Origin of the sequence: Zoogloea sp. (assembly GCF_041908905.1) — a bacterium.
Taxonomy (GTDB): Bacteria; Pseudomonadota; Gammaproteobacteria; order Burkholderiales; family Rhodocyclaceae; genus Zoogloea.
This window is the reverse complement of record NZ_JAYREK010000036.1, coordinates 14,848-36,057: the sequence shown is the minus strand read 5'-3', so window position 1 is coordinate 36,057 and position 21,210 is coordinate 14,848. Positions and strand designations below refer to the sequence as shown.

Below are 21,210 nucleotides of genomic sequence, written 5' to 3'. Positions count from 1 at the left end.
ACCGTGAAACGAGACCGCGCCAATGATAGTGCACACCCGTGCGTGAAAGTAGGTCATCGTCAGACTAACCCCATGCAAACCCCCTGCAGCAAACGCTGCAGGGGGTTTGGCTTTTAAACGCGAAAAATGCGATACACGGCGTTTTATCTTTAAACTTACGGCAAGGAGGGAGGGAGTAATGCAGCTACGTCATTGGGCTGGTCTTGTAACCTTTTCCATTCTGCTCCACGCCGTTTTTCTGTGGCCCTTGCCTGACCCGATTGCTCAGGGTGATCAGCCGACTCCATTGGAAGTCTCGCTACCTGCTGTGATTGAATCTTCCCCTTCATCTACGTCCGTTCATATAACAGGCGTTGAGGAGAGTCAGTCAAAGAGGTTTCAGGAAACGAAGCTGTCATCTGTAGCTGCCATAACCCCTCACCCGGCTCCGCGCAGGAGCACCGGGTCGAAAAATGTCGTAGCGCGGGAGGAGCCATTCAAGCCTGTCGAAGCTGTGTCGACAAAGCACGAGGAGAAGACGCCAAGCGAGATCGGGATTGCGCCTAACATCTTGAAAGATGATTCAAGCCCGTCGATCTCCCGTTATCGCTTGGCCCTCGCCGCTGAGGTAATCCGGACTCGTGAATCGATCGAAAAACTGATTCAGCCCGGCTTCAAGGGCAGGCTGGTCGTGCTGGTGCAACTCCACAAAGCTGGGGCGTCGCCTCAGGTCAGTTTGGAGCAAGGGGCCGGCTTGGAAGCTCTTGATCAGGAGGTTCTGATCGCTTTCAGGAGGGCTGCAGCCGTCGTGCCGGTCTCGATGGCGGGAGATGTGGGGCAGGTATCTTTTCGACTACCTGTCGATTTTGATCAACTGCCCCACGAATAATCCATCCTAATTGGTTGTCAGGCTCGGGACATGCTGTCCGATGCGGTGCTTTGATAGGCAAGAAGCCACTGACCCAGCATCATCGAGATCCAGACCATCTCGCCATAGTAGCCCGGGAAGGCTGGCAGGTGGTTCTTGAACAGCTCGTCGACGAAGTCCTTGCGCAGGATGCCTTTATCGGTCAAAACCGCCAGAGATTCACGCGCAAGCTGCAAGAGTCCTTGATGCTTGAGGACCCAGTGGCCGAAGGGCAGGCCAAACCCTTGTTTCTTCTTGGTGATGATCTCCTGCGGCAGGAAGTCACGCAGGGCCTCCTTGAAGAACCAGCGCAGCTGCACGCCCTTGAGTTTGTATTCGGGCGGGAGCTTGAGGGAGAAATCGAGGAGATCGTCGTCGAGCAACGGAAAAATTGCATCCACGCCTGCCAGGCGAGTGGCGCCGATGACTTTGGGAAGATCGTTGTCGGCGAGGGTGAAACGCCAGTCGAAGCCGAGCATCTTGTTCACGAGCGCTTCTGCATTGACTTCTCCCCAGACGCGTTGCTGAAGCTGGAGCGGAGCTCCCTGATCAATGCTGGCCAGGAAGGTGCTCGGGAAAATCGTGTCGACGCCGAGGCGGTCGAGAAGATTGTATTTGGCGGTTCGGTCGGGGAGCGGGGTGCGCGCCTGTTCAATGTAGCTGGCCGCCTTGCGCATCACGGGCAATTTGCCCAGCGGCGTGTGCATCAGCGCGGGCTCGAGCAGGGCGTACTTCAATAGTCCGGGGACTTTGTCGTAATAGCCGAATATCCGCTGCTTGGCGTACCGCGAGTTGCCGCCGAAAAGCTCGTCGCCGCCGTCGCCGGCGAACATCTTGGTCAGTCCGTCGTCGTGGGCCAGCTTTGCGCACATGTAGGCCGGGAGCACTGACGAATTGCCAAACGGTTGATCATAGGACGCAGCCACCGAGGGGATGTTGGCGACCAGATCGTCCGAAGTGATGTAGTACGGCTTGTGGGTTACGCCGAAGTGCTTGGCGGCAATGCGCGCAAACTCCATTTCGTCATAGCCCTCAGCCTCGAAGCCGATCGAATAGGCGGTGACGGGGCTTCCGCTACGGCTCAGCATGCCGACCACGGTTGAGCTGTCGGTGCCGCCGGAAAGGAAGGCGCCGACCGGCGCACCATTGAGGTCACGTTCGACCGCGGTCTTGATGAGATCCCTGAAGGTGCTGGCGCTGCTCTGGAAGTCTGCGTCGGAGGGCTCCTCGAAACGTGCCTGCCACCACGGGCGGGCGTTAGTGCCTTGGCCGTCCGCAAGGAGGCGGTAGCCCGGCTCGAGCCTCAGGATGTTCTTGAAGATCGTGAGGGGCGCGGGGATGACGTGGAAATAGAGATAGTTGAAGACCGCCTGCTGATCCAGTTCCCGGTGAAGGGCGGGGACGGCGTTGGCGCGATCTGCGAAACTGAAGCGCGAACCCTCGCGCGAGTAACAGAAGCCGTTGGTATTGAAGCGATCGGACGCCAGCCCTACCTGACGGCGAGCGAGATCGACCCAGAAAAGGGCGAATCGACCCGAAATCTGTTCGAGGAACTTTTCCGGAGAATCGCACAGCAGAGCAATGGCTGCCTGCCAGCCTTCCTGCTCGATGCGCTGGGCGAGGACTTTGCCCCGGATCCTGGGCTGGCCGAGCACCGCGATCGCCTGGTGTCCATGTGCGAAGGAGCGTACATCGCGAGCGTCGATTTCGAGCTGGAAGCCCGGCCGCGTGTGGCCGCGGTCGAGGCTGGCCTCGGCGAACGGTTGTCCGGAATCGAGTGAGTTGAAGTCGATGAAACCGCGGATCATGAGAGTACAGCGCCTCCGGGGGATGAGTGGGTGGAGCGACGGAAGCCGCTCTATCGCAATCTAAGGTAAAGGACGTCGCTCAAGGGCAAGAGTTTGTTGCGGCCCTGAACGCATCCGGAATATGGGGTGATCGCCCGGCCCAGCTGTCGGGGCAGCGGGGCGCGGCAGGCCACTGGCTGTGCAAGGCAGGAGCGGGCGGCCGTGCAGTGCTCATTTCGATGCTGGCGAAGGGTATCAAATGATCATGATGATGGCACGACCATGTAACGAGATTTGTGACGTATTGCATCGACGATCAGGCCCCGCGTCATGAAGCGCTGCCGTCCAGCCCCGCGCAAGCACTGGCCGGGCGGCCGGCTGCGGGTGGGTGGTCTACACAAAAAGGTCGTTTTGAATTAGGATTATAGGCCTATTACTGGATACAAAACGGCGGCGTAAGTCGCCGTTTCGCCTTTCTGCCGATTGGACTTTCCGGCGTTGCACGCGTCGGGGTCAATGGGTACGAGGATTCGCCCAGGTCCAGCCTGTCGCTTTCGGGAGGGGCGTTGTCATCGGGCCGAAAGCCGGTGCGGGCTGTTTGCCGCGCCACAACCAAGAACGAGTGCCATGAACGCACCGAGACACTACTTACAGTTCAAAGACTTCTCCCGCGCGGAGTACGACTACCTGTTCGACCGCACGCGCTGGATCAAGGACAGGTTCAAGCGTTACGAGCCGCATCACCCCCTGTTCGACCGTACGCTCGTCATGATCTTCGAGAAGGCCAGCACGCGCACGCGGCTGTCTTTCGAGGCGGGCATGCAGCAGCTGGGGGGATCGGCGATCTACCTTAACACCCGTGATTCGCAGCTCGGGCGTGGCGAGCCGGTGGAGGATGCGGCCCAGGTGATCTCGCGGATGAGCGACATCGTGATGATCCGCACCTTCGAGCAGACGATCATCGAGCGCTTCGCGGAGTACTCCCGGGTGCCCGTCATCAACGGGCTCACCAACGAATACCACCCCTGCCAGATCCTCGCCGACATCTTCACCTTCATCGAGCACCGCGGCCCGATTCAGGGCAAGACGGTCGCCTGGGTCGGTGACGCCAACAACATGTGCAACACCTGGCTGCAGGCCGCCGAGCTGCTGGACTTCAAGGTGCACGTGTCGACCCCGCCGGGTTACGAGGTCGAGCCGGAGCAGGCCGGCTGTGTCCGTACCGATCACTTCGTGCGCTTCGACGATCCGATGGATGCCTGTCGTGGCGCTGATCTGGTCACCACCGACGTGTGGACCAGCATGGGTTTCGAGGCCGAGAACGAGGAACGCATGCGGGACTTCGCCGACTGGCAGGTGGACGCCGACATGATGCGGGTGGCGAATCCGGACGCCGTTTTCATGCACTGCCTGCCCGCTCACCGGGGCGAGGAGGTTTCGGCCGAGGTGATCGACGGCCCGCAGTCGGTGGTCTGGGAAGAGGCGGAGAACCGGCTCCACGTACAGAAGGCCCTGATGGAATTCCTTCTGATCGGCAAGGTCGAAGGTGACTGCGCCTGAGCGCGGTCTGGAAGATTCAAGACTCATCTAATCAATCGTTGAAAGCGGCACATGAGCGACGTAAAGAAAGTTGTACTTGCCTATTCGGGCGGCCTGGATACCTCGGTGATCCTCAAGTGGCTGCAGGACACCTATCAGTGCGAAGTGGTCACCTTCACGGCCGACCTGGGGCAGGGTGAAGAGCTCGAGCCGGCTCGCGCGAAGGCCCTGCAGTTCGGCATCAAGCCCGAGAACATCTTCATCGACGATCTGCGCGAGGAGTTCGTGCGCGACTTCGTGTTCCCGATGTTCCGTGCCAACACCATCTATGAAGGCGAGTACCTGCTGGGGACGTCCATCGCCCGCCCGCTGATCGCCAAGCGCCAGATCGAGATCGCCCGCGCCACCGGCGCCGATGCGGTTTCCCACGGCGCCACCGGCAAGGGTAACGACCAGGTCCGCTTCGAGCTCGGTTACTATGCGCTGATGCCGAACGTGAAGGTCATCGCCCCGTGGCGCGAGTGGGACCTGCTGTCCCGCGAGAAGCTGCTGGCCTATGCCGAGAAGAACGGCATCCCCATCGAGATGAAGCACAAGCAGGGTGGCTCCCCATACTCGATGGACGCCAACCTGCTGCACATCTCCTTCGAAGGCCGTCACCTCGAGAATCCGGCCGCTGAGGCCGAGGAGTCCATGTGGCGCTGGACGGTTTCTCCGGAAGCCGCCCCCGATGCCGCCGAGTACGTCGACCTGGAGTTCGAGAAGGGCGACCTGGTTGCCATCAACGGCACCCGCATGAAGGCTCACGAACTGCTCGCCAAGCTCAATGAACTGGGCGGCAAGCACGGTATCGGCCGCCTCGACCTGGTCGAGAACCGCTACGTCGGCATGAAGTCCCGCGGTTGCTACGAAACCCCGGGCGGCACGATTCTGCTGCGTGCCCACCGCGCCATCGAGTCGATCACCCTTGACCGTGAAGTCGCCCATCTCAAGGACGACCTCATGCCGCGCTACGCGAGCATGATCTACACCGGCTACTGGTGGTCGCCCGAGCGCCTTGCGCTGCAGGCCCTGATCGACCACACCCAACAGACCGTCAATGGCTGGGTTCGCATCAAGCTCTACAAGGGCAACGTGATCGTCGTGTCGCGGGATTCCAAGACCGATTCCCTGTTCGATCCGACCATCGCCACCTTCGAGGATGACCAGGGCGCCTACAATCAGAAGGATGCGCACGGCTTCATCCGCCTGAACGCGCTGCGCATGCGCATCGCGGCCAACGCGAAGACCAAGCGCGACTGATAACCAGGCATGGACCCGAACGCGCCGTTCATGTTCGGGCTGACCATCGCAGAGTTCGAGGACATCTCCCTCAAGGTCTGCGTTGGTGGCCTGATCGCCTACATGGTTTTCATCATCGGCCAACTCGCCTGGGAGTCCAAGGCGGGCAAGTACGGCGCAATCTGGATGTTCGTGGGCCTTGGAGTCGGTTTCATCGGCTTCATGGCCAAGGGCATCATCCAGAGGCTGCTAGGCATCGAATAACCTGAACTTACTCAAAAAATGACCCAGACTGTCCAGTTCGACGGCGTTTCCGTCGTCAAGAAAGCCAATGTTTACTTCGATGGCAAGTGCGTGAGCCACTCCATCGTCCTCGCCGACGGCACCAAGAAGTCCGTGGGCGTGATCCTGCCGTCCACCCTGACCTTCAACACCGGCGTGCCCGAGATCATGGAAGGCGTGGCCGGCGGCTGCCGCGTCCGCCTCAAGGGTGAGACCGAGTGGAAGAGCTACGGCGCGGGTGAGTCCTTCGATGTGCCGGGCAACTCCAGCTTCGACATCGAAGTGACCGGCGAGGCTTATCACTACGTCTGCCATTTCGCCTGACCAGGAGCCGACGATGCCGTCGTTCGACATCACTTCCGAAGTCGATATGGTCGCGTTGCGTAACGCCGTCGAAGGTGCCAATCGCAAGATCACCGGGCGTTACGACTTCAAGGGCAGCGATGCCCGCGTCGAGCAGGCCGACAAGTTGCTCACCCTCTACGGTGACAGCGAGTTCCAGCTCGAGCAGATCCAGACCCTGCTACTCCCCGAGATGACCGCCAAGAAGGTCGATGTGCGCTGCCTGAAGCACGGCGACGTCCAGAAGATCGGCGGCAACAAGGTCAAGCAGGAGCTGACGGTGCGGGTGGGTATCGAGCAGGAGCAGTCCAAGAAGATCGTCAAGCTCATCAAGGACAGCAAGCTCAAGGTGCAGGCCTCCATCCAGGGTGAGGCGGTGCGCGTCAGCGGTGCCAAGCGGGACGTTCTCCAGGATTGCATCGCGCTGGTGCGCAAGGAGATCACCGATTTTCCGCTGCAGTACGGCAATTTCCGGGATTGAGCGCGTTCATGGGTGTCGCTCCGGCCGCCTCGCAGTCTTCGGTGGCTGACGCCGTGGCAATGTTGATGCTGCGCAAGTCGCTCGATCTGCAACAGAGTGCCGCCGCGCAGCTCATCGCCAGCGTGTCGCCTGCCACCCGGGCGCCCGAGGCGGATTCGACGCTCGGCAAGCATGTGAACACCTATGCCTGACAGTGTCGTGAAGCACAAAAAACCAGCCCCAGGGCTGGTTTTTTTGTGTCCGCCGACAGCGCGAGGCCGACCGTGGGGGCGTGTGGCATCATATGCCCATCAACAATCTCGTCTTTCCCATGAAAGCATTGCCTTTGCCTGCCCGTCGGGCGCTGCTTGTCTCGGCGCTGATCGGTGTCCCGGTGTCCGTGTCGGCAACCGAGGTCGCGCTTGCCGGCGTGTTTCCCGGCAAAGCCTTGCTGGTCATCAATGGTGGAGCCCCCAGGGCTGTGGCGGCGGGGAGCGTCACGCCCGAGGGCGTGCGGGTTGTCGCCGTCGATGGGGAGGTCGTTGTCGCCGAGTTTGACGGCGGCCGCCATCGGTTGGTGGTCGGGCAGCACGCGGTGAGCGTTGGTCGGGATAAAGGCGGGGCGCAGTCGGTCACCATCGAGGCTGATGGGCGGGGCATGTTTCGCAGTCAGGGCAAGGTGAATGGTGCGGTGATGCAGTTCGTGGTCGACACGGGGGCGACCTTCGTGGCCCTCGGGCGAAGCGACGCGCAGCGTGCCGGCCTGGACCTCACCCGGGCCGAACCCATCGCCCTGCAGACCGCAAACGGCGTGGCCCGTGGCTGGCGCCTGCCTCTCGATTCGGTCAGCGTCGGAGGCGTCACGCTCAGAAACGTCGAAGGTGTCGTGCACGGCACGGATCTGCCCGTCGTGCTGCTGGGCATGAGCTTTCTCAATCGCATGGAGATTCGCCGTGAAGGCTCGACCCTGCAGCTGCGACAACGATTCTGAGCGGGGGAGGTGATGAACACGCCGTCCTCGTTGCCGCCCCTCAACGCCGAATGGTTGCGCAGCCGCTTTGCGACCGGCCAGCCTGCCAGCAGCCCACGGGAAGACGGGATTCCACCCGGCCCGCTGAGGCCTGCCGCGGTGCTGGTGCCCATCGTCCTTCGCGAGGCGGAGCCGACTGTGCTGCTGACGCGCCGTACGGACCATCTGCACCATCACCCGGGGCAGGTGAGTTTTCCGGGGGGGCGGGTGGAGGAGGGCGATGCCTCGCCGATCGAGACCGCGCTGCGGGAGACCGAGGAAGAGATCTGCCTGCACAGGAGGCATGTGGAGTTGCTGGGCTGTCTGCCACGATACCAGACCGGCACGGGCTTCGACATCACACCGGTGGTCGGCCTGGTGACCCCGCCCTTCAACCTGCAGCTCGACCCCTTCGAGGTGGCCGAAGTCTTCGAGGTGCCCTTGTCCTTCCTGCTCGACGCATCGAATCATCAGCGTCACTCGGCGATGATCCGCGGAGCCCGGCGTGAATACTATGCCATGCCCTATGGCCAGTATTTCATCTGGGGCGCCACGGCCGGAATGCTCGTGAGCCTGCAGCGCTTCGTGTGTTGCTGAGTTCGGGGCGTTTGTATTGAGTGCGTTTGATGGTATCTTGAGGCACCCCACATGGCTTGGATATCTTGGGCTCCCCGGGCCTCTGCCGCATGACCCTGTTTTCCCTGATCGTTGCGCTGCTTATCGAGCAACTGCGTCCCCTCCCTGCCGGCCGTGTCGTCCATGCGCCGCTAAAGATGTTTGCCCGCTTCCTCGAGGATCGTTTCAACGACGGTGAGGCGCGGCATGGCGCAGTGGCCTGGTGGGTTGCGATACTCACCGCCTGTCTCGTCACGGCCCTCATCTACTTTGTACTGTTGAGCGTGCATCCGCTTCTGGCCGCCCTCTTCAATGTGGTGGTTCTTTATCTGACCATGGGCTTTCGTCAGGTCAGTCATTTCTTCACCGATATCCAGCTCGCGTTGCGCATGGGCGAGCTTCCGCGCGCCCGGCAACTGATCGGCGAGTGGCGTGGTGCCTCCCACGACCAGTCCGGCTCCAGCGAAATCGCGCGCCTGGCGATCGAGGAGGGCCTGCTGGCATCCCATCGCAACGTGTTCGGGGTCGTGGTGTGGTTCGTGTTGCTGCCGGGGCCGATCGGCGCGGTCCTGTACCGCATGGCGTCGTTTTTTGACGACGCCTGGGGGCGGCGCAGCGGCGATCAGGAGTTCGGCCAGTTCGGCGATTTTGCCAAGAAGGCTTTCGGTGTCCTGGATTGGGTGCCTGTGCGCCTCACGGCTGCGGCCTTTTCCATCGTCGGGGACTTCGAGGATGGCGTCCATTGCTGGCGCACTCAGGCCAATCAATGGAAGAACAAGGCTTCCGGTATACTGCTGGCAAGTGGCGGAGGCGCTCTGGGCGTCCGCCTCGGCATGCCGATCCATGAATCCGGTGAAGTGCTCGAACGTCCGGAAATGGGCGTCGGAGACGATGCCGATGCCGAGTTCATGCAGAGTACTATTGGTTTGGTATGGCGCACCTTGGTGCTGGTGTTCCTTGTACTGGCACTGCTTGGTGTTGCAGGCTGGGTCGGTAATTAATCGTAGCAATTGAGGAGGAAAACAAGATGGCTAGTCGTGAAGTTGTCGTTCTGAGTGCAGTCCGTTCCGCAGTGGGTGCCTTCGGTGGTTCGCTGGCCGATTTCGATACCAGCGAGCTGGCTGGCATCGTCATGAAGGAGGCGATCGCCCGCTCCTCCGTCGATCCGCAGCTGATCAATTACGTCACCGTCGGTACCACCATGCCGACCGACTCCCGTTACGCCTACGCTTCCCGCGTTGCCTCGATCCAGGCCGGCCTGTCGATGGAATCCGTCGCCATGCAGGTCTCCCGCCTGTGCGCCTCCGGCCTCCAGGGCATCGTGACGACCGCCCAGAACATCCTCCTCGGCGACGCCGACTACGGTATCGGTGGTGGTGTCGAAGTCATGTCCAAGGCTGCCTACCTGCTGCCGGCGCTGCGCAACGGTGCCCGCATGGGCGACACCAAGGCCATCGATTCGATGGTCGCCGTCCTGACCGACCCGTTCGGCGTCGGCCACATGGGCATCACCGCCGAAAACCTGGCGGCCAAGCACGGCATCACCCGTGAAGAGCAGGATGCGTTCGCCGTCGAGTCCCAGCGCCGTGCCGCTGCCGCCATCGACGCCGGCCATTTCAAGTCCCAGATCGTCCCGATCGTCAAGCAGACCCGCAAGGGCGAAGTGGTCTTCGACACCGACGAGCACCTGAAGCGCGGCACCTCCATGGAGTCGCTGGCCAAGATGAAGCCCGCCTTCAAGAAGGACGGCACCGTGACCGCTGGCAACGCCTCCGGCATCAATGACGGCGCTGCCTTCTTCGTGCTGGCCGACGGTGCCACCGCCGTCAACGCCGGCTACAAGCCGATGGCCCGCCTGGTTTCCTACGCGATCGCCGGCGTGCCGAACGACATCATGGGCGAAGGCCCGATCCCGGCTTCCCGCCTGGCCCTCAAGAAAGCCGGTCTGAGCCTCGACCAGATGGACGTCATCGAGTCCAACGAAGCCTTCGCGGCCCAGGCACTGTCGGTTGCCAAGGTGCTCGGCCTGGATCCGGCCAAGACCAACCCGAACGGCGGCGCCATCGCCCTGGGTCACCCGGTTGGCTGCTCCGGCGCCTTCATCGCCACCAAGGCGCTGTACGAGCTGCAGCGCACCGGCGGCCGTTACGCGCTGGTCACCATGTGTATCGGTGGCGGCCAGGGCATCGCCACGGTGTTCGAGCGCATCTGATCGTCCTGTCCGGTAGGCTCGCCGCTCGGTGAGCCTGATAGCTGACACGTAAAACCCCCGCCTGGTGCTGGTCGCCGGGCGGGGGTTTGTTTTTTGTCCGGTCAATCCGCTGGCTCTTTATCGGGTGGGAACTTTCCGCAACGGACACCGTAGTCTCTTGACATCGTCTTTTTCAGGGCGTTATATAAAGCAAGCGTGCTTGTTGATGGCGTGTCGGTTCAGCATTTCGAGTAGTCGTTTCCTGTTTGTTAAAACTGATGACGAGGGGGCTGGCGTGAATAAATCCGAATTGATTGATCAGATTGCGCTTGAGGCGGAGCTTTCCAAGGCTGCCGCCGGCCGGGCTCTGGATGCGGCGATCTCGGCCGTCAAGCAGGCGCTGAAAAAAGGCGACAGTGTCACGCTGGTGGGGTTTGGAACCTTCAACGTGGGCAAACGTGCGGCGCGAACCGGCCGCAATCCTAGAACCGGGGCGGCAATCAAGATCGAGCAGGCAAGAATCCCCAAATTCAGGCCTGGCAAAGCACTGAAAGATGCGTTAAACTAATGGGCTGTTGTTGCGGCGGGTTCTTGTTGATTGAGCCTCTGCAACATTCGGGTGCTTAGCTCAGTTGGTAGAGCGTCGCCCTTACAAGGCGAATGTCGGCGGTTCGACCCCGTCAGCACCCACCATTCTTCAATAGAATGGGTTTGCAATCAGGGAGTGGTAGTTCAGTTGGTTAGAATACCGGCCTGTCACGCCGGGGGTCGCGGGTTCGAGTCCCGTCCACTCCGCCAGCACATCAGTTGGCAATGCAGTTAAAGCACTCAAGAAGCCGCCTGCGCGGCTTTTTTTGCGCCCGTTTCCCGCGCTGCCGCTGCCGCTGCGCCGGAAGGGCTTGTTAGGCAGGGGCTGCGCAGGTAGACTGCGACGCGTTCATCATCGCCGCCATGGTGCCGGGTTGACGTTGTCGGGCCATGGCCGCAGCAGAGCAGGGTTTGTCTCTGCAGTCGTTGCGGGCTGTTTCTGCGCCCCGGCCGAAATTTCGAGAGGCGAACGAGAGTTCGCCTTTTTGTTTTTGAAAGAGGCGGTTAGCCGCTGCCATCAGCATCTTGGGAGTCAGCATGTTTGACGCCGTACGCAACAACAAGAAGGTCGTCCAGATATTTCTGTTGATGATCACGCTGCCGTTTGCCTTTTTTGGCGTCGAGTCCTACGTGAAGAACGTGGGCAGCGGTGGTGGCGTCGCCACCATCGGTGGCACGTCCATCCAGCTGGGCGAGTTTCAGCAGGCCATGCGGGAGCAGCAGGAGCGCATGCGGGCAGCCCTCGGGAGCAACTTCAATCCGGCCATGATGGACACGCCCGAGGCGCGTCGTGCCGTACTCGAGAACCTTGTCAACCAGCGCCTGCTGGCCCTCGACGCCCAGAAGTTGCGCCTCAGCGTTTCCGACGTCACCCTGCGCGAGACGATTGCCGCTGTTCCGGCTTTCCAGGAAAACGGGCAATTCTCGTTGCCGCGCTACGAGGCAGTACTCAAAGCCCAGGGCATGACCCAGCCCGTGTTCGAGAATCGCCTGCGCCATGACCTGGCCCTGCAGCAATTGCTGGGCGCGGTGGCCGAGGGGGTGATGGTGCCGCAAGGGTCGGTCGATCAGGTTTATGCGGTGCAGCTTGAAGAGCGCACCGTCAGCGAGGTTCGCCTTCCGGCCAGTCAGTTTGCGGCTGCGGTCAAGCTCGGGGACGATGCCGCGCGCAAGTTCTACGACGCCGAACGCAAGCGCTTCGAAATGCCGGCCCAGCTGAAGGCCGAGTACGTGGTGCTCAGCAAGGACGCCGTTGCCGAACAACTGAGCATCGCAGAGGCCGATGTCCGCAAGGAATACGATGCCCATCCGGAGCGTTTCAGCCAGGGCGAGGAACGCCGTGTCAGCCATATCCTGATCCAGGCTGACAAGAGCGCGGGTGACGCCGCTCTGAAGACTGCGAAGGAGAAGGCCGAGGTGCTCCTCAAGCAGGTTGCAGCCAAGCCCGACGACTTCGCACGTCTGGCCAGGGAGAACTCGCAGGATCCGGGTTCCGCCGAGAAGGGTGGAGACCTCGGGTTCTTTGGTCGCGGCGCGATGGTCAAGGAGTTCGAGGATGCGGCCTTCGGCCTGAAGAAGGAGGGCGAGCTCTCCGGCGTGGTGCAGTCGGATTTCGGCTTCCACATCATCAAGCTCACCGCCGTCAAGGCCAGCAAGACCCGTCCGTTCGACGAAGTGAAGGGTGAGATTGCGGCCGAGCTGAAGCGCAACGAGGCCGCCAGGAAGTACGCCGAACTGGTCGAGGGCTTCACCAACACCGTGTACGAACAGGCCGACAGCCTCAAGCCGACTGCCGACAAGTTCAAGCTCGCGATCCAGACGACCGACTGGCTGGCCCAGAGCGGCAATCCGCCGGCACCCTTCAACAACGAGAAACTCATCGGTGAGCTGTTCTCCGAAGACGCCCTCAAGAACAAGCGCAACACCAACGCCGTGGATGTCGGCAATGGCACGCTGGTCGCCGCGCGGGTGCTCGAATACAAGGCTGCGGCCCTCAAGTCCTTCGAAGAAGTGAAGCCGGTGATCGAGAAGGCCCTCGCCAACGAAGAGGCGGTCAAGCTGGCCGAGAAGGATGGCGAGGCCAAGCTCGCCCAGCTGGTCAAGGGTGACGCCGTCGCGCTGCAGTGGGGGCCGTCGCGCGCCATCTCCCGCAGCGAGCCGGGTGTCCAGCCCGAGTTGCTGCGTGCCGTCTTCCGCGCCAGCACCGACAAGCTGCCGGCCTACGCGGGCGTCAAGGTGCCGGGAGCAGGGTACGCGCTGTACCGGATCGAGAAGGTCAGCCGCCCGGCTGCGAAGGACGACGATCCGCGCCGTGCCGCCATCAAGCAGCAGTATGCGCGGGTGCTCGCCGAACAGGATTTCGGCGCCTACATTGCCGCGCTGCGCAAGCGCTACGATGTGAAGGTCAACTACTCGCTGCTGGAAGAGCAGAAGGACAAGTAAGCGTCGGGCGCCGTGTTGGCGCTGGCGTGACGAATTCCGGGCCCGGTGAGCGATCACCGGGCCCGGCGTTATTTTTGGCGCTGCCCCCCTGGGGCAGGGGCCGCAGGGTGACGGCCCCCGGCTTTGGTGTGCGTGAAGCTGAAGAGGCCATGGACGTACCCGTCCCGCCAAGAGCACCGTGTGGTGATCGGCTTGGCTGGTGCTGCGGCTTACAGGCTCTCGCGGGTCAGGAAGCTCTTGAAGGCGTGATCGCAGTCCCGGACGTGGTTCAGGACGAGATCCCGGGCGAGCGGGGGCAGGTTGGTGTAATCGAGGGGGCCGTAAATCGCCTCGTACAGAAGATCTGTCAGGCGCCCGCGCAGCTCGTCGTGTTCGGCCCGGTGGGCTTCGAGTTGCGGATAACCGGACTCCAGGAGAATGCGCTCCTCGGCATCGAAGTGCTGGTGGGTCAGGGTTGCCAGATCGTTCAACAGCGAAACGAGATCGCTCGCCGTCATGCTGCCCGCCGTGGTGAAAAGCTTGCTGCACAGGAGCAGGAGCCGTTCATGCTGCGCATCCAGGACAGCGTGACCGACGCTCAATGCAGGAGACCAGGCGGGATCGACAGGCATCGCTTGAATGGATAAAAAGTTTCAAATTTTATACATGATATCAAGTGTGGAAATAAACCCCCGTGCATTGCGACAACTTTTAACCCGGGTTCCAGGCATTCCGTTCCGGATCGCCTTTCTGGACAAGGCCTATCTTCAAATTGCATCCGCTGTTCTGTCGCGTACCCGTGACGGCGATGCGGGCCGGAACGCCCGTCAGCCTTGATAAATCGGCCCGCCTGTGACAGGGTCGCGGCCTCGGCGATCCGTGCCGGCCCTCTCCCGATTTTCTCCTGCTCCGCCCCCCCCCAGTCAGATGGACATTCAACCCAGCAGTCCGGCGCCGGACATCCGGTTTTCCCGAACCCTCAGCAGCAACCGTGTCTGGCTCGCCGCCGGCAGGCGGGTGGAGATTGCCGGCGAGAGCTGGCGGATCGTCGGTTACATCCCTGAAACCTGCCTTGGCCAGCAAGCCCACTGGCGTCGGCGCACCAGTGAGGCGCGGGAGGCTGCCGAGCTTGAAATGCTGAAGGCCCACGGGCCTGCGCTCGAGCGCGCCCTCGAGGTGGCCGTCGCCGAGATCGGCGCCTATCTCGCGACTTGCCGGGCTGAAGGGCTGCAGCCCAACCTGCGCAAGCTGCGGGAGGACTGGGGCAGCGGCGAGATCGACCTCACCCGGGTGGGTAAGACCCTGGGCCGGTCTGTCGCCGACATGCAGGCGCGCCAGCGCCAGCACGCCCTGGCCGAGCAGATCGGCCGCACGGTGCGGCTCTCCGACTATCCCGACACCTTTCCGGCCCGGCGGTGCGCCCGGCGCTTGATCGCCGTGCTCGGCCCGACCAACTCGGGCAAGACCCACGATGCTTTCGAGCGCCTCGCGACGGCGGCCTCCGGCGTGTATCTGGGCCCGCTGCGCCTGCTGGCCCTGGAGGCGTTCACGCGGCTCAACGACGAGTTCGGCGTGAGCGCGTCCCTCGTCACCGGCGAGGAGCGACGGATCGTCGAAGGCAGCCGGGTGACCACCTCCACCATCGAGATGCTCGACCCGGAGCGGGAGGTCGACGTGGCGGTGATCGACGAAATCCAGATGCTCAGCGATCCGGACCGGGGCTGGGCGTGGACCCAGGCGGTGCTGGGCGCCAATGCGCGGGAAGTCTGGCTGCTGGGGGCGCCGTCGGCCGAGCCGGCGATCCGGGCCCTGGCCGCCCGCCTGGGCCTGCCGCTGGAGGTCCGCCACAAGACCCGCAAGCATCCGCTGGTGGTCGGCCACGCCCTCGCCAACAACCCGGCCGGGGCGCTCCGCAAGGCGCGGCCCGGCGACGCCTTCATCGTGTTCTCCCGGCGCGATGCCCTCAACCTGCGTGACGACCTGCTGGCCCTCGGCAAGTCGGTGGCCTGCATCTACGGCGCCCTGTCGCCGGAGGTGCGCGAGCGGGAAGCCCGCCGCTTTGCCGGGGGGGACGCCGACATCCTGGTGGCGACCGACGCGATCGGGATGGGCCTCAACCTGCCCATCCAGCGCGTGGTGTTTACCGCGGTGAACAAGTACGATGGCCAGACGCGGGGGCTGTTGCCGGTGCCGCTGCTCCAGCAGATCGGTGGCCGGGCGGGGCGCTTCGGCCACCGGGACGAGGAGGGCGTCGTCGCCGGCCTCACGCCGGCCGAGCACGGCATCGTTGCCGCATTGATGAAGGCGCCCCAGGAGGCGCTGGAGAGCACCGGTTTCCAGATTACCGCCGGTAGCGCCTACCTCGAGCAGATCGCGGGGATGTCCGGCGACCACCGGCTCGAGGCCCTGCTGTCGCTGTTCATGCTCCACGCCGACTGCGGCGACGGTTTCTTCACGCCCTTCGTGCCCGACGAGCAACTCGCCCGCGCCGCCCAGCTCGACCGCATGAAGCGCCTGACGCTGCAGCAGAAGCACATCTTCTCGATGGCCCCGATGGCGTCCCAGAACGAGACCATCGACGGGGTCTGGCGCGACTGGGCGTACACCGCCAACCGGGGGCAGGCCATTCAGCTGAACTTCCTGCCTCCGTCGGCCCGCAAGGCCTCGCTCGAGGACGCCGAAACCACCGTGCGGTTGCTGGCGGCCTACCGCTGGTTCGGCTACCGCCTGCCCGCGCTGTTCGTCGACCACACCCTCGCCGATCAGGCGCTGGCCCCCTGGATCAGCACCGTGGACAGCCACCTCCGCAGCCGCTACAAACAGGGCGTGGGCGGTGGCCGGAAGGGCGTGCCGAGCTGGTACTGGCCCGCCAAGCGCTGAACATGCCGCTACAATGCCCCTCCCGACACGAAAGGACTTTGCACATGCGCACACATAGCCCGCTTCTTGCCGTCATCTTCCTGGCCGCCTCCGGCGCCGCGATGGCCGCGCCGGCCGTCGAAACCCTGCCGTCCGGCGTAAAGGTCGAGCACATCAAGGTGGGTGAGGGCGAAAGCCCGAAGGCTACCAGCCAGGTCACGGTGCATTACCGCGGCACGCTGCTCGACGGCACCGAGTTCGACAGCTCCCACAAGCGCGGCCAGCCGGCCAGCTTCGGCCTCAACCAGGTGATCCCGTGCTGGACCCAGGGCGTCCAGAAGATGAAGGTCGGCGGCACCGCCAAGCTCACCTGCCCGCCGGAAACCGCCTACGGTTCCCGCGATCTGGGCAAGATCCCGCCCAACAGCACCCTCAACTTCGAGATCCAGCTCCTCGGCGTGCGCTGAGCCCGGCGCCCTCAGCCCTGCACCGGGTGCCGGTGCAGGGGCAGGGCGAGGGTCAGCAGCCAGCACAGGGCCAGCATCACCGCCGAGCCGAGCAGCCCATAGAGCAGCCCTCCCCACTGGTACAGCAGCCCCGACAGCAGCGTGCCGATGAAACGTCCCAGCGCGTTGGCCGCGTAGTAAAAGCCCACATCCTCGGCCGCCTTCTCCGAGCCCGCATAGGCCAGGACGAGGTAGGAATGCACCGACGAATTCACCGCAAAGGCGAGGCCGAACAGCCCCAATCCGGCCACCACGACCCATTCGAGCCCGGGCGCGTCGAGGGCCACCGCAACCGCCAGGCCGATCGGGACCAGGGCCAGCACCGCCGACCACCAGCGGGCGGCGGGCACTTCGCTTGAGAGCCCGTCGCTGCTGCGCCTCACCAGCTGCGGCGCCAGGGCCTGCACCACCCCGTAGGCGATCGTCCAGGCGGCGAGGAAGGTGCCGACCATCGTGAAAGTCCAGCCCTGGGCGTAAAGGAAGACCGGCACCCCGACCACGAACCACACGTCCCGCGCCCCGAACAGCACCACCCGTGCCGCCGCCAGGGTGTTGATGCCCGGGTTCTTGGCGAACAGCTCCTTCGCCGACTTCGACGCCTTCCCCTTGCCCATCATCGGGGGCAGGCTGGTCAGCACGCCCGCCAGCACCAGCGCCAGCAGGCCTGCCATGGCCCACAGGGATTGCCGGAAGCCCAGGGTCTCCAGCAACAGCCCGCCGAGGAAGAAGCCGATGCCCTTCATCGCGTTCTTGCTCCCCGTAAACCAGGCGACCCACCTGAAGAGCTGCCCGGCGCCTTCCTCCTTCGCCGCCGCCGCGGTCACCTTGATCGCCGACTTGCTGGCCGTCTTGGTCAGGTCCTTCGCCACGCCGCATACCCCCTGGGCCGCCACCACCCAGGCCACCGACAGGAGCGTCGTCCACCCGGGCTGCAGCATCGACAGCAGCGTGAAGCCGACGATCTGCGTCGCCAGCCCCACCGTCAGCATCCGGGTGATGCCGTAGCGCGTCGCCAGCCAGCCGCCGATCAGGTTGGCCGCCACGCCGGCGGCCTCGTAGAGCAGGAACAGGAAAGCCAGCGTGAACGGCGAGTAACCCAGCCGGTAGAAGTGCAGCAGCACCAGCATCCGCAGGGCGCCATCGGTGAGGGTGAAGCCCCAGTAGGCGGCGGTGACGATGGCGTAGTTGCGGGCGGCGTGGTGCATCAGATCCCCACCGCCTGCATGTGGCAGGCCAGGTCCACCATCCGGCAGGCGTAGCCCATCTCGTTGTCGTACCAGGCGTAAACCTTGACCAGGGTGCCGTCGGTGACCAGCGTGGACGGCGCATCGACGATGGCGCTGCGGGTATCGCGGGCGTAGTCGGCGCTGACCAGCGGCCGCTCCTCGTAACCCAGGATGCCGGCCAGCTCGCCCGTGGCCGCGGCGGCGAAGAGGCCGTTCACCTCCTCCACCGTGGTGGTGCGTTGCAGCTCGAACACGCAGTCGGTGAGGGACGCGTTGAGCACCGGCGCGCGCACCGCGTGGCCGTTGAGCTTGCCCTTCAGCTCCGGGTAGATCAGCGCGATGGCGGTGGCGCTGCCGGTGGTGGTCGGGGCCAGGCTCATCATCGCGCTGCGGGCGCGGCGCAGGTCCTTGTGGGGCGCATCGACCACCAGATTGGTGTTGGTGGGGTCGTGAATGGTGGTGATCTGCCCGTGCCGGATGCCCAGGTTCTCGTGGATCACCTTGACCACCGGCGCCAGGCAGTTGGTGGTGCATGAGGCGGCGGTGACGATGCGGTCGCGGGCCGGGTCGTAATGCGCATGGTTGATGCCCACCACGATGTTGAGCACGCCGCCCGTCTTCACCGGCGCCGCCACGATCACCCGTTTGGCGCCCCGGTCGAGGTGGCCCTGCAGGGTTTCGGGGGTCAGGAACTTGCCGGTGCATTCGAGCACCACATCGACCCCAAGCTCACCCCAGGGGATCTCCCCCGCGCTGGCGTGGGCGCTGAAGCCGAGCCGCTTGCCGTCGATGCGGATGACGTCGTCGCCGTCCGCGGTGATATCGGCGCGCCACTTGCCCTGCACGCTGTCGAAGGCGAGGAGGTGGGCTGTGGCCGCCGCGCCGCCCTTGATCTCGTTGAGGTGAACGACTTCCAGCCGGTTGCCCGCCCGTGGATCGTCGGACTGGCGCTCGGCCGCGCCCATGGCGGCGCGCAGCGCCAGTCGGCCGATGCGGCCCATGCCGTTGATGCCTACCCTCATTCTTCTTGGCCTCCAAAGTTGAATATTTTTACGATTATCGAATCGTCTCACCCATTGATTACACTTGCGTTACATGGGGCGCAATCGGTTCCATACTTCTTGAAGTGTTGTATATTGAAGCCATGGAAACCAAGACTGCAACCACCATTTTCGAGTCCCTGTCGTCGGGCTGGCGTCTCGAGGCCTTCCGTCTGCTCGTCAGGAAGGGCCCGGAGGGCATGGTGGCCGGCGACATCGCCGCGGCGCTCGACCTCGCCCCGTCCAGCCTGTCCTTCCATCTCAAGGCGCTCACCCACGCCGGCATGGTGAGCGTCGAGCAGGAGGGGCGCTTCCTGCGCTACCGGGCCAACCTGCCGCTGATGGCGGACTTGATCGCCTATCTCACCGAAGAATGCTGCGCCGGTGTGCCGGGCCAATGCACCGAGGTGGCCACGGCGAAGGCTTGCGTGGGCAAGCTCACCTGCTGACAGGCTTCGCCAAAGCGGAGTGCATGCATGTTCTCATGTTTGATTTCGATATTTGTAAAAGTCTGGAAACCGCATCCCGGCAAGATGGGTGCTGGAACACGAGCCAAGCGATTCATCCCTCGGCAAGGCCCCCGCCCGAAGCCCGACTTTTGAATGGAGTTCGAGATGTCCGACAAGATCCACAACGTGCTTTTCCTGTGCACGTCCAACTCAGCCCGCAGCATCCTGGCTGAAGCCATCCTCAACGAAGTTGGGCAAGGCCGCTTTCGTGGCTTCAGCGCGGGGAGCCAGCCGGCAGGCCAGGTCAATCCAGTCGCGCTGGAGTTGCTGCAACGCAACCGGATCGGCACGGATGGGCTGCGCAGCAAGGACTGGAACGAGTTTGCGGAGCCGAACGCGCCGCACCTGGACTTCGTCTTCACCGTCTGCGACAAGGCCGCAGGCGAGGTCTGTCCCGTGTGGCCGGGCCAGCCGATGACGGCCCACTGGGGCGTCGAAGACCCGGTCGCCGCGGTGGGGGCGCCGGAGGCGCTCCAGCGGGCGTTCTCCCAGGTTTTCATGCTCTTGCGCCGGCGCATCTCCCTGTTTGCTAGCCTGCCGCTGGAGAAGCTGGAGGGCCAGGCCCTCAAGCGGGAGCTGGACCAGATCGGCAAGACTGCGCTGCAGCCAGAGGCCTGAGATGGGACTGTTCGAACGCTACCTGACCCTCTGGGTCGCATTGGGGATCGGCGCCGGAGTGGGGCTCGGCCTCGTGGCGCCGGCGGCTTTCCGCTTCATCGCCGGGCTCGAAGTGGCCCATGTGAACCTCGTGGTGGCGGTCTTCATCTGGGTGATGATCTACCCGATGATGATCCAGATCGACTGGCACGCGGTGAAGGACGTGGGCAAGAAACCCCGCGGGCTGGTCCTGACGCTGGTGGTGAACTGGCTGATCAAGCCCTTCACGATGGCGGTGCTGGGCGTGCTGTTCTTCCAGTACCTGTTCGCCCCGTGGGTCGACCCGCAAGCGGCCAGCGAGTACATCGCCGGGATGATCCTGCTGGGCGTTGCACCATGCACTGCGATGGTCTTCGTGTGGAGCCAGCTGGTAAAGGGCGACGCCAGCTACACCCTGGTGCAGGTGTCGGTGAACGACCTGATCATGGTGTTCGCCTTCGCCCCGATCGCTGCCTTCCTGCTGGGGGTCACCGACATCACCGTGCCCTGGGAAACCCTGGTGCTGTCCACGGTGCTCTACGTGGTGCTGCCGCTCCTCGCCGGCATGGCCACGCGCCAGGCGCTGGTCCGTCGCTCGCCGCGGGCGGTGGGGGACTTCGTGGCCCGGCTCAAGCCCTGGTCCATCGTCGGCCTGATCGCCACCGTGGTGCTGCTGTTCGGCTTCCAGGCCGGCACCATCGTCGCCCGGCCGCTGGTGATCGGCATGATCGCCGTGCCGCTGGTCGTGCAGAGCTACGGCATCTTCACCATCGGGCTGATCGGCGCGCGCCTCCTCAAGCTGCCCTTCGAGGTGGCGGGGCCGGCCTGCCTGATCGGCACCTCCAACTTCTTCGAGCTGGCGGTGGCGGTCGCGATCTCCCTGTTCGGGCTCGAGTCGGGGGCTGCGCTGGCCACCGTGGTCGGCGTGCTGGTGGAGGTGCCGGTGATGCTGTCGCTGGTGGCGATCCTCAACCGCGGCCAGAACTGGTTCCGCTACACCGGCCTCCGGTAGGCACTGCGCGCCGGCGCGGCG

Annotated in this window: 24 protein-coding genes and 2 tRNA genes; 21 read left to right on the top strand and 5 right to left on the bottom strand. The window is 63.8% G+C overall.

The genetic code is table 11. The annotated features are described in order from the left end of the window. Nucleotides 1–178: 178 nt before the first annotated feature. The gene (locus tag ACE3OU_RS15540; RefSeq protein ID WP_374242459.1) at nt 179–868 is read left to right on the top strand and encodes an energy transducer TonB; all 690 of its coding nucleotides are present in this window, start codon (nt 179–181) and stop codon (nt 866–868) included. A gap of 17 nt (nt 869–885) precedes the next feature. Here the strand turns inward: ACE3OU_RS15540 and ACE3OU_RS15535 are convergent, their stop codons facing one another. Further along, the gene (locus ACE3OU_RS15535) at nt 886–2,694 is read right to left on the bottom strand and encodes an asparagine synthetase B (RefSeq protein WP_374242458.1); all 1,809 of its coding nucleotides are present in this window, start codon (nt 2,692–2,694) and stop codon (nt 886–888) included. Nucleotides 2,695–3,300: 606 nt separating this feature from the next. On the opposite strand from ACE3OU_RS15535, the gene argF reads away from it, so the two are divergent. The 13 genes from argF to ACE3OU_RS15470 all read left to right on the top strand — a co-directional run bounded on the left by argF (nt 3,301) and on the right by ACE3OU_RS15470 (nt 11,190). Continuing rightward, entirely contained in the window at nt 3,301–4,233 is a 933-nt protein-coding gene (gene argF, locus ACE3OU_RS15530) for an ornithine carbamoyltransferase (RefSeq protein WP_374242457.1), read from the top strand. A 51-nt stretch (nt 4,234–4,284) separates the two neighbouring features. Beyond that, the gene (locus ACE3OU_RS15525; protein WP_374242456.1) at nt 4,285–5,514 is read left to right on the top strand and encodes an argininosuccinate synthase; all 1,230 of its coding nucleotides are present in this window, start codon (nt 4,285–4,287) and stop codon (nt 5,512–5,514) included. 9 nt (nt 5,515–5,523) lie between these two features. Continuing rightward, nucleotides 5,524–5,757: a DUF2788 domain-containing protein gene (locus ACE3OU_RS15520; RefSeq protein WP_374242455.1), complete on the top strand. Its 234-nt coding sequence runs from the start codon at nt 5,524–5,526 to the stop codon at nt 5,755–5,757. Between the two features lie 18 nt (nt 5,758–5,775). Continuing rightward, nucleotides 5,776–6,099: a pyrimidine/purine nucleoside phosphorylase gene (locus tag ACE3OU_RS15515; RefSeq protein WP_374242454.1), complete on the top strand. Its 324-nt coding sequence runs from the start codon at nt 5,776–5,778 to the stop codon at nt 6,097–6,099. A 13-nt stretch (nt 6,100–6,112) separates the two neighbouring features. Further along, complete coding sequence (locus ACE3OU_RS15510) at nt 6,113–6,598, top strand: YajQ family cyclic di-GMP-binding protein (protein WP_374242453.1); 486 nt, start codon at nt 6,113–6,115, stop codon at nt 6,596–6,598. 8 nt (nt 6,599–6,606) lie between these two features. After that, a complete protein-coding gene (locus tag ACE3OU_RS15505) occupies nt 6,607–6,789 on the top strand; it encodes a YjfB family protein (protein ID WP_374242452.1) in 183 nt (60 codons plus the stop codon). A 92-nt stretch (nt 6,790–6,881) separates the two neighbouring features. Further along, nucleotides 6,882–7,568 (top strand): TIGR02281 family clan AA aspartic protease, encoded by a 687-nt coding sequence (locus ACE3OU_RS15500; RefSeq protein ID WP_374242451.1) that lies wholly within the window; start codon nt 6,882–6,884, stop codon nt 7,566–7,568. Nucleotides 7,569–7,580: 12 nt separating this feature from the next. Continuing rightward, nucleotides 7,581–8,183, top strand: coding sequence for a CoA pyrophosphatase (locus tag ACE3OU_RS15495; RefSeq protein ID WP_374242450.1), 603 nt, complete (start codon nt 7,581–7,583; stop codon nt 8,181–8,183). A gap of 89 nt (nt 8,184–8,272) precedes the next feature. After that, nucleotides 8,273–9,202, top strand: a complete 930-nt coding sequence (locus ACE3OU_RS15490) for a CobD/CbiB family protein (protein WP_374242449.1) — start codon at nt 8,273–8,275, stop codon at nt 9,200–9,202. Between the two features lie 26 nt (nt 9,203–9,228). Further along, entirely contained in the window at nt 9,229–10,413 is a 1,185-nt protein-coding gene (locus tag ACE3OU_RS15485; protein ID WP_374242448.1) for an acetyl-CoA C-acyltransferase family protein, read from the top strand. Nucleotides 10,414–10,687: 274 nt separating this feature from the next. After that, nucleotides 10,688–10,960 (top strand): HU family DNA-binding protein, encoded by a 273-nt coding sequence (locus tag ACE3OU_RS15480; RefSeq protein ID WP_374242447.1) that lies wholly within the window; start codon nt 10,688–10,690, stop codon nt 10,958–10,960. A 49-nt stretch (nt 10,961–11,009) separates the two neighbouring features. Continuing rightward, a tRNA-Val gene (locus tag ACE3OU_RS15475) sits at nt 11,010–11,085 on the top strand. A gap of 28 nt (nt 11,086–11,113) precedes the next feature. Beyond that, nucleotides 11,114–11,190, top strand: a tRNA-Asp gene (locus tag ACE3OU_RS15470). 104 nt (nt 11,191–11,294) lie between these two features. Here the strand turns inward: ACE3OU_RS15470 and ACE3OU_RS15465 are convergent. Beyond that, complete coding sequence (locus tag ACE3OU_RS15465; protein ID WP_374242446.1) at nt 11,295–11,519, bottom strand: hypothetical protein; 225 nt, start codon at nt 11,517–11,519, stop codon at nt 11,295–11,297. Here ACE3OU_RS15465 and ACE3OU_RS15460 point away from each other — a divergent pair. Next, the gene (locus ACE3OU_RS15460; protein WP_374242445.1) at nt 11,518–13,422 is read left to right on the top strand and encodes a SurA N-terminal domain-containing protein; all 1,905 of its coding nucleotides are present in this window, start codon (nt 11,518–11,520) and stop codon (nt 13,420–13,422) included. The genes ACE3OU_RS15465 and ACE3OU_RS15460 overlap by 2 nt on opposite strands. Before the next feature lie 209 nt (nt 13,423–13,631). Here ACE3OU_RS15460 and ACE3OU_RS15455 read toward each other — a convergent pair whose 3' ends face one another. Next, nucleotides 13,632–14,033, bottom strand: a complete 402-nt coding sequence (locus ACE3OU_RS15455) for a bacteriohemerythrin (protein WP_374242444.1) — start codon at nt 14,031–14,033, stop codon at nt 13,632–13,634. A 7-nt stretch (nt 14,034–14,040) separates the two neighbouring features. On the opposite strand from ACE3OU_RS15455, the gene ACE3OU_RS15450 reads away from it, so the two are divergent. The 3 genes from ACE3OU_RS15450 to ACE3OU_RS15440 all read left to right on the top strand — a co-directional run bounded on the left by ACE3OU_RS15450 (nt 14,041) and on the right by ACE3OU_RS15440 (nt 16,727). Continuing rightward, a complete protein-coding gene (locus tag ACE3OU_RS15450; protein WP_374242443.1) occupies nt 14,041–14,238 on the top strand; it encodes a hypothetical protein in 198 nt (65 codons plus the stop codon). Between the two features lie 90 nt (nt 14,239–14,328). Further along, the gene (locus ACE3OU_RS15445) at nt 14,329–16,281 is read left to right on the top strand and encodes a helicase-related protein (RefSeq protein ID WP_374242442.1); all 1,953 of its coding nucleotides are present in this window, start codon (nt 14,329–14,331) and stop codon (nt 16,279–16,281) included. Nucleotides 16,282–16,325: 44 nt separating this feature from the next. Next, nucleotides 16,326–16,727: an FKBP-type peptidyl-prolyl cis-trans isomerase gene (locus tag ACE3OU_RS15440; protein WP_374242441.1), complete on the top strand. Its 402-nt coding sequence runs from the start codon at nt 16,326–16,328 to the stop codon at nt 16,725–16,727. An 11-nt stretch (nt 16,728–16,738) separates the two neighbouring features. Here ACE3OU_RS15440 and arsJ read toward each other — a convergent pair whose 3' ends face one another. Together arsJ and ACE3OU_RS15430 are read right to left on the bottom strand one after the other, a co-directional pair. Then, nucleotides 16,739–17,971: an organoarsenical effux MFS transporter ArsJ gene (arsJ, locus tag ACE3OU_RS15435; RefSeq protein ID WP_374242440.1), complete on the bottom strand. Its 1,233-nt coding sequence runs from the start codon at nt 17,969–17,971 to the stop codon at nt 16,739–16,741. Beyond that, a complete protein-coding gene (locus ACE3OU_RS15430; RefSeq protein WP_374242439.1) occupies nt 17,971–19,014 on the bottom strand; it encodes an ArsJ-associated glyceraldehyde-3-phosphate dehydrogenase in 1,044 nt (347 codons plus the stop codon). Before ACE3OU_RS15430 ends, arsJ begins: the two co-directional genes overlap by 1 nt. Nucleotides 19,015–19,136: 122 nt before the next feature. Between ACE3OU_RS15430 and ACE3OU_RS15425 the strand changes: the two genes are divergently transcribed. From ACE3OU_RS15425 to arsB, 3 genes are all read left to right on the top strand, one after another. Beyond that, nucleotides 19,137–19,481, top strand: a complete 345-nt coding sequence (locus ACE3OU_RS15425) for an ArsR/SmtB family transcription factor (protein ID WP_374242438.1) — start codon at nt 19,137–19,139, stop codon at nt 19,479–19,481. A gap of 165 nt (nt 19,482–19,646) precedes the next feature. Then, a complete protein-coding gene (locus tag ACE3OU_RS15420; protein ID WP_374242437.1) occupies nt 19,647–20,159 on the top strand; it encodes an arsenate reductase ArsC in 513 nt (170 codons plus the stop codon). Between the two features lies 1 nt (nt 20,160). Beyond that, nucleotides 20,161–21,189 (top strand): ACR3 family arsenite efflux transporter, encoded by a 1,029-nt coding sequence (gene arsB / locus ACE3OU_RS15415; protein ID WP_374242436.1) that lies wholly within the window; start codon nt 20,161–20,163, stop codon nt 21,187–21,189. The last annotated feature ends 21 nt before the right edge of the window (nt 21,190–21,210 follow it).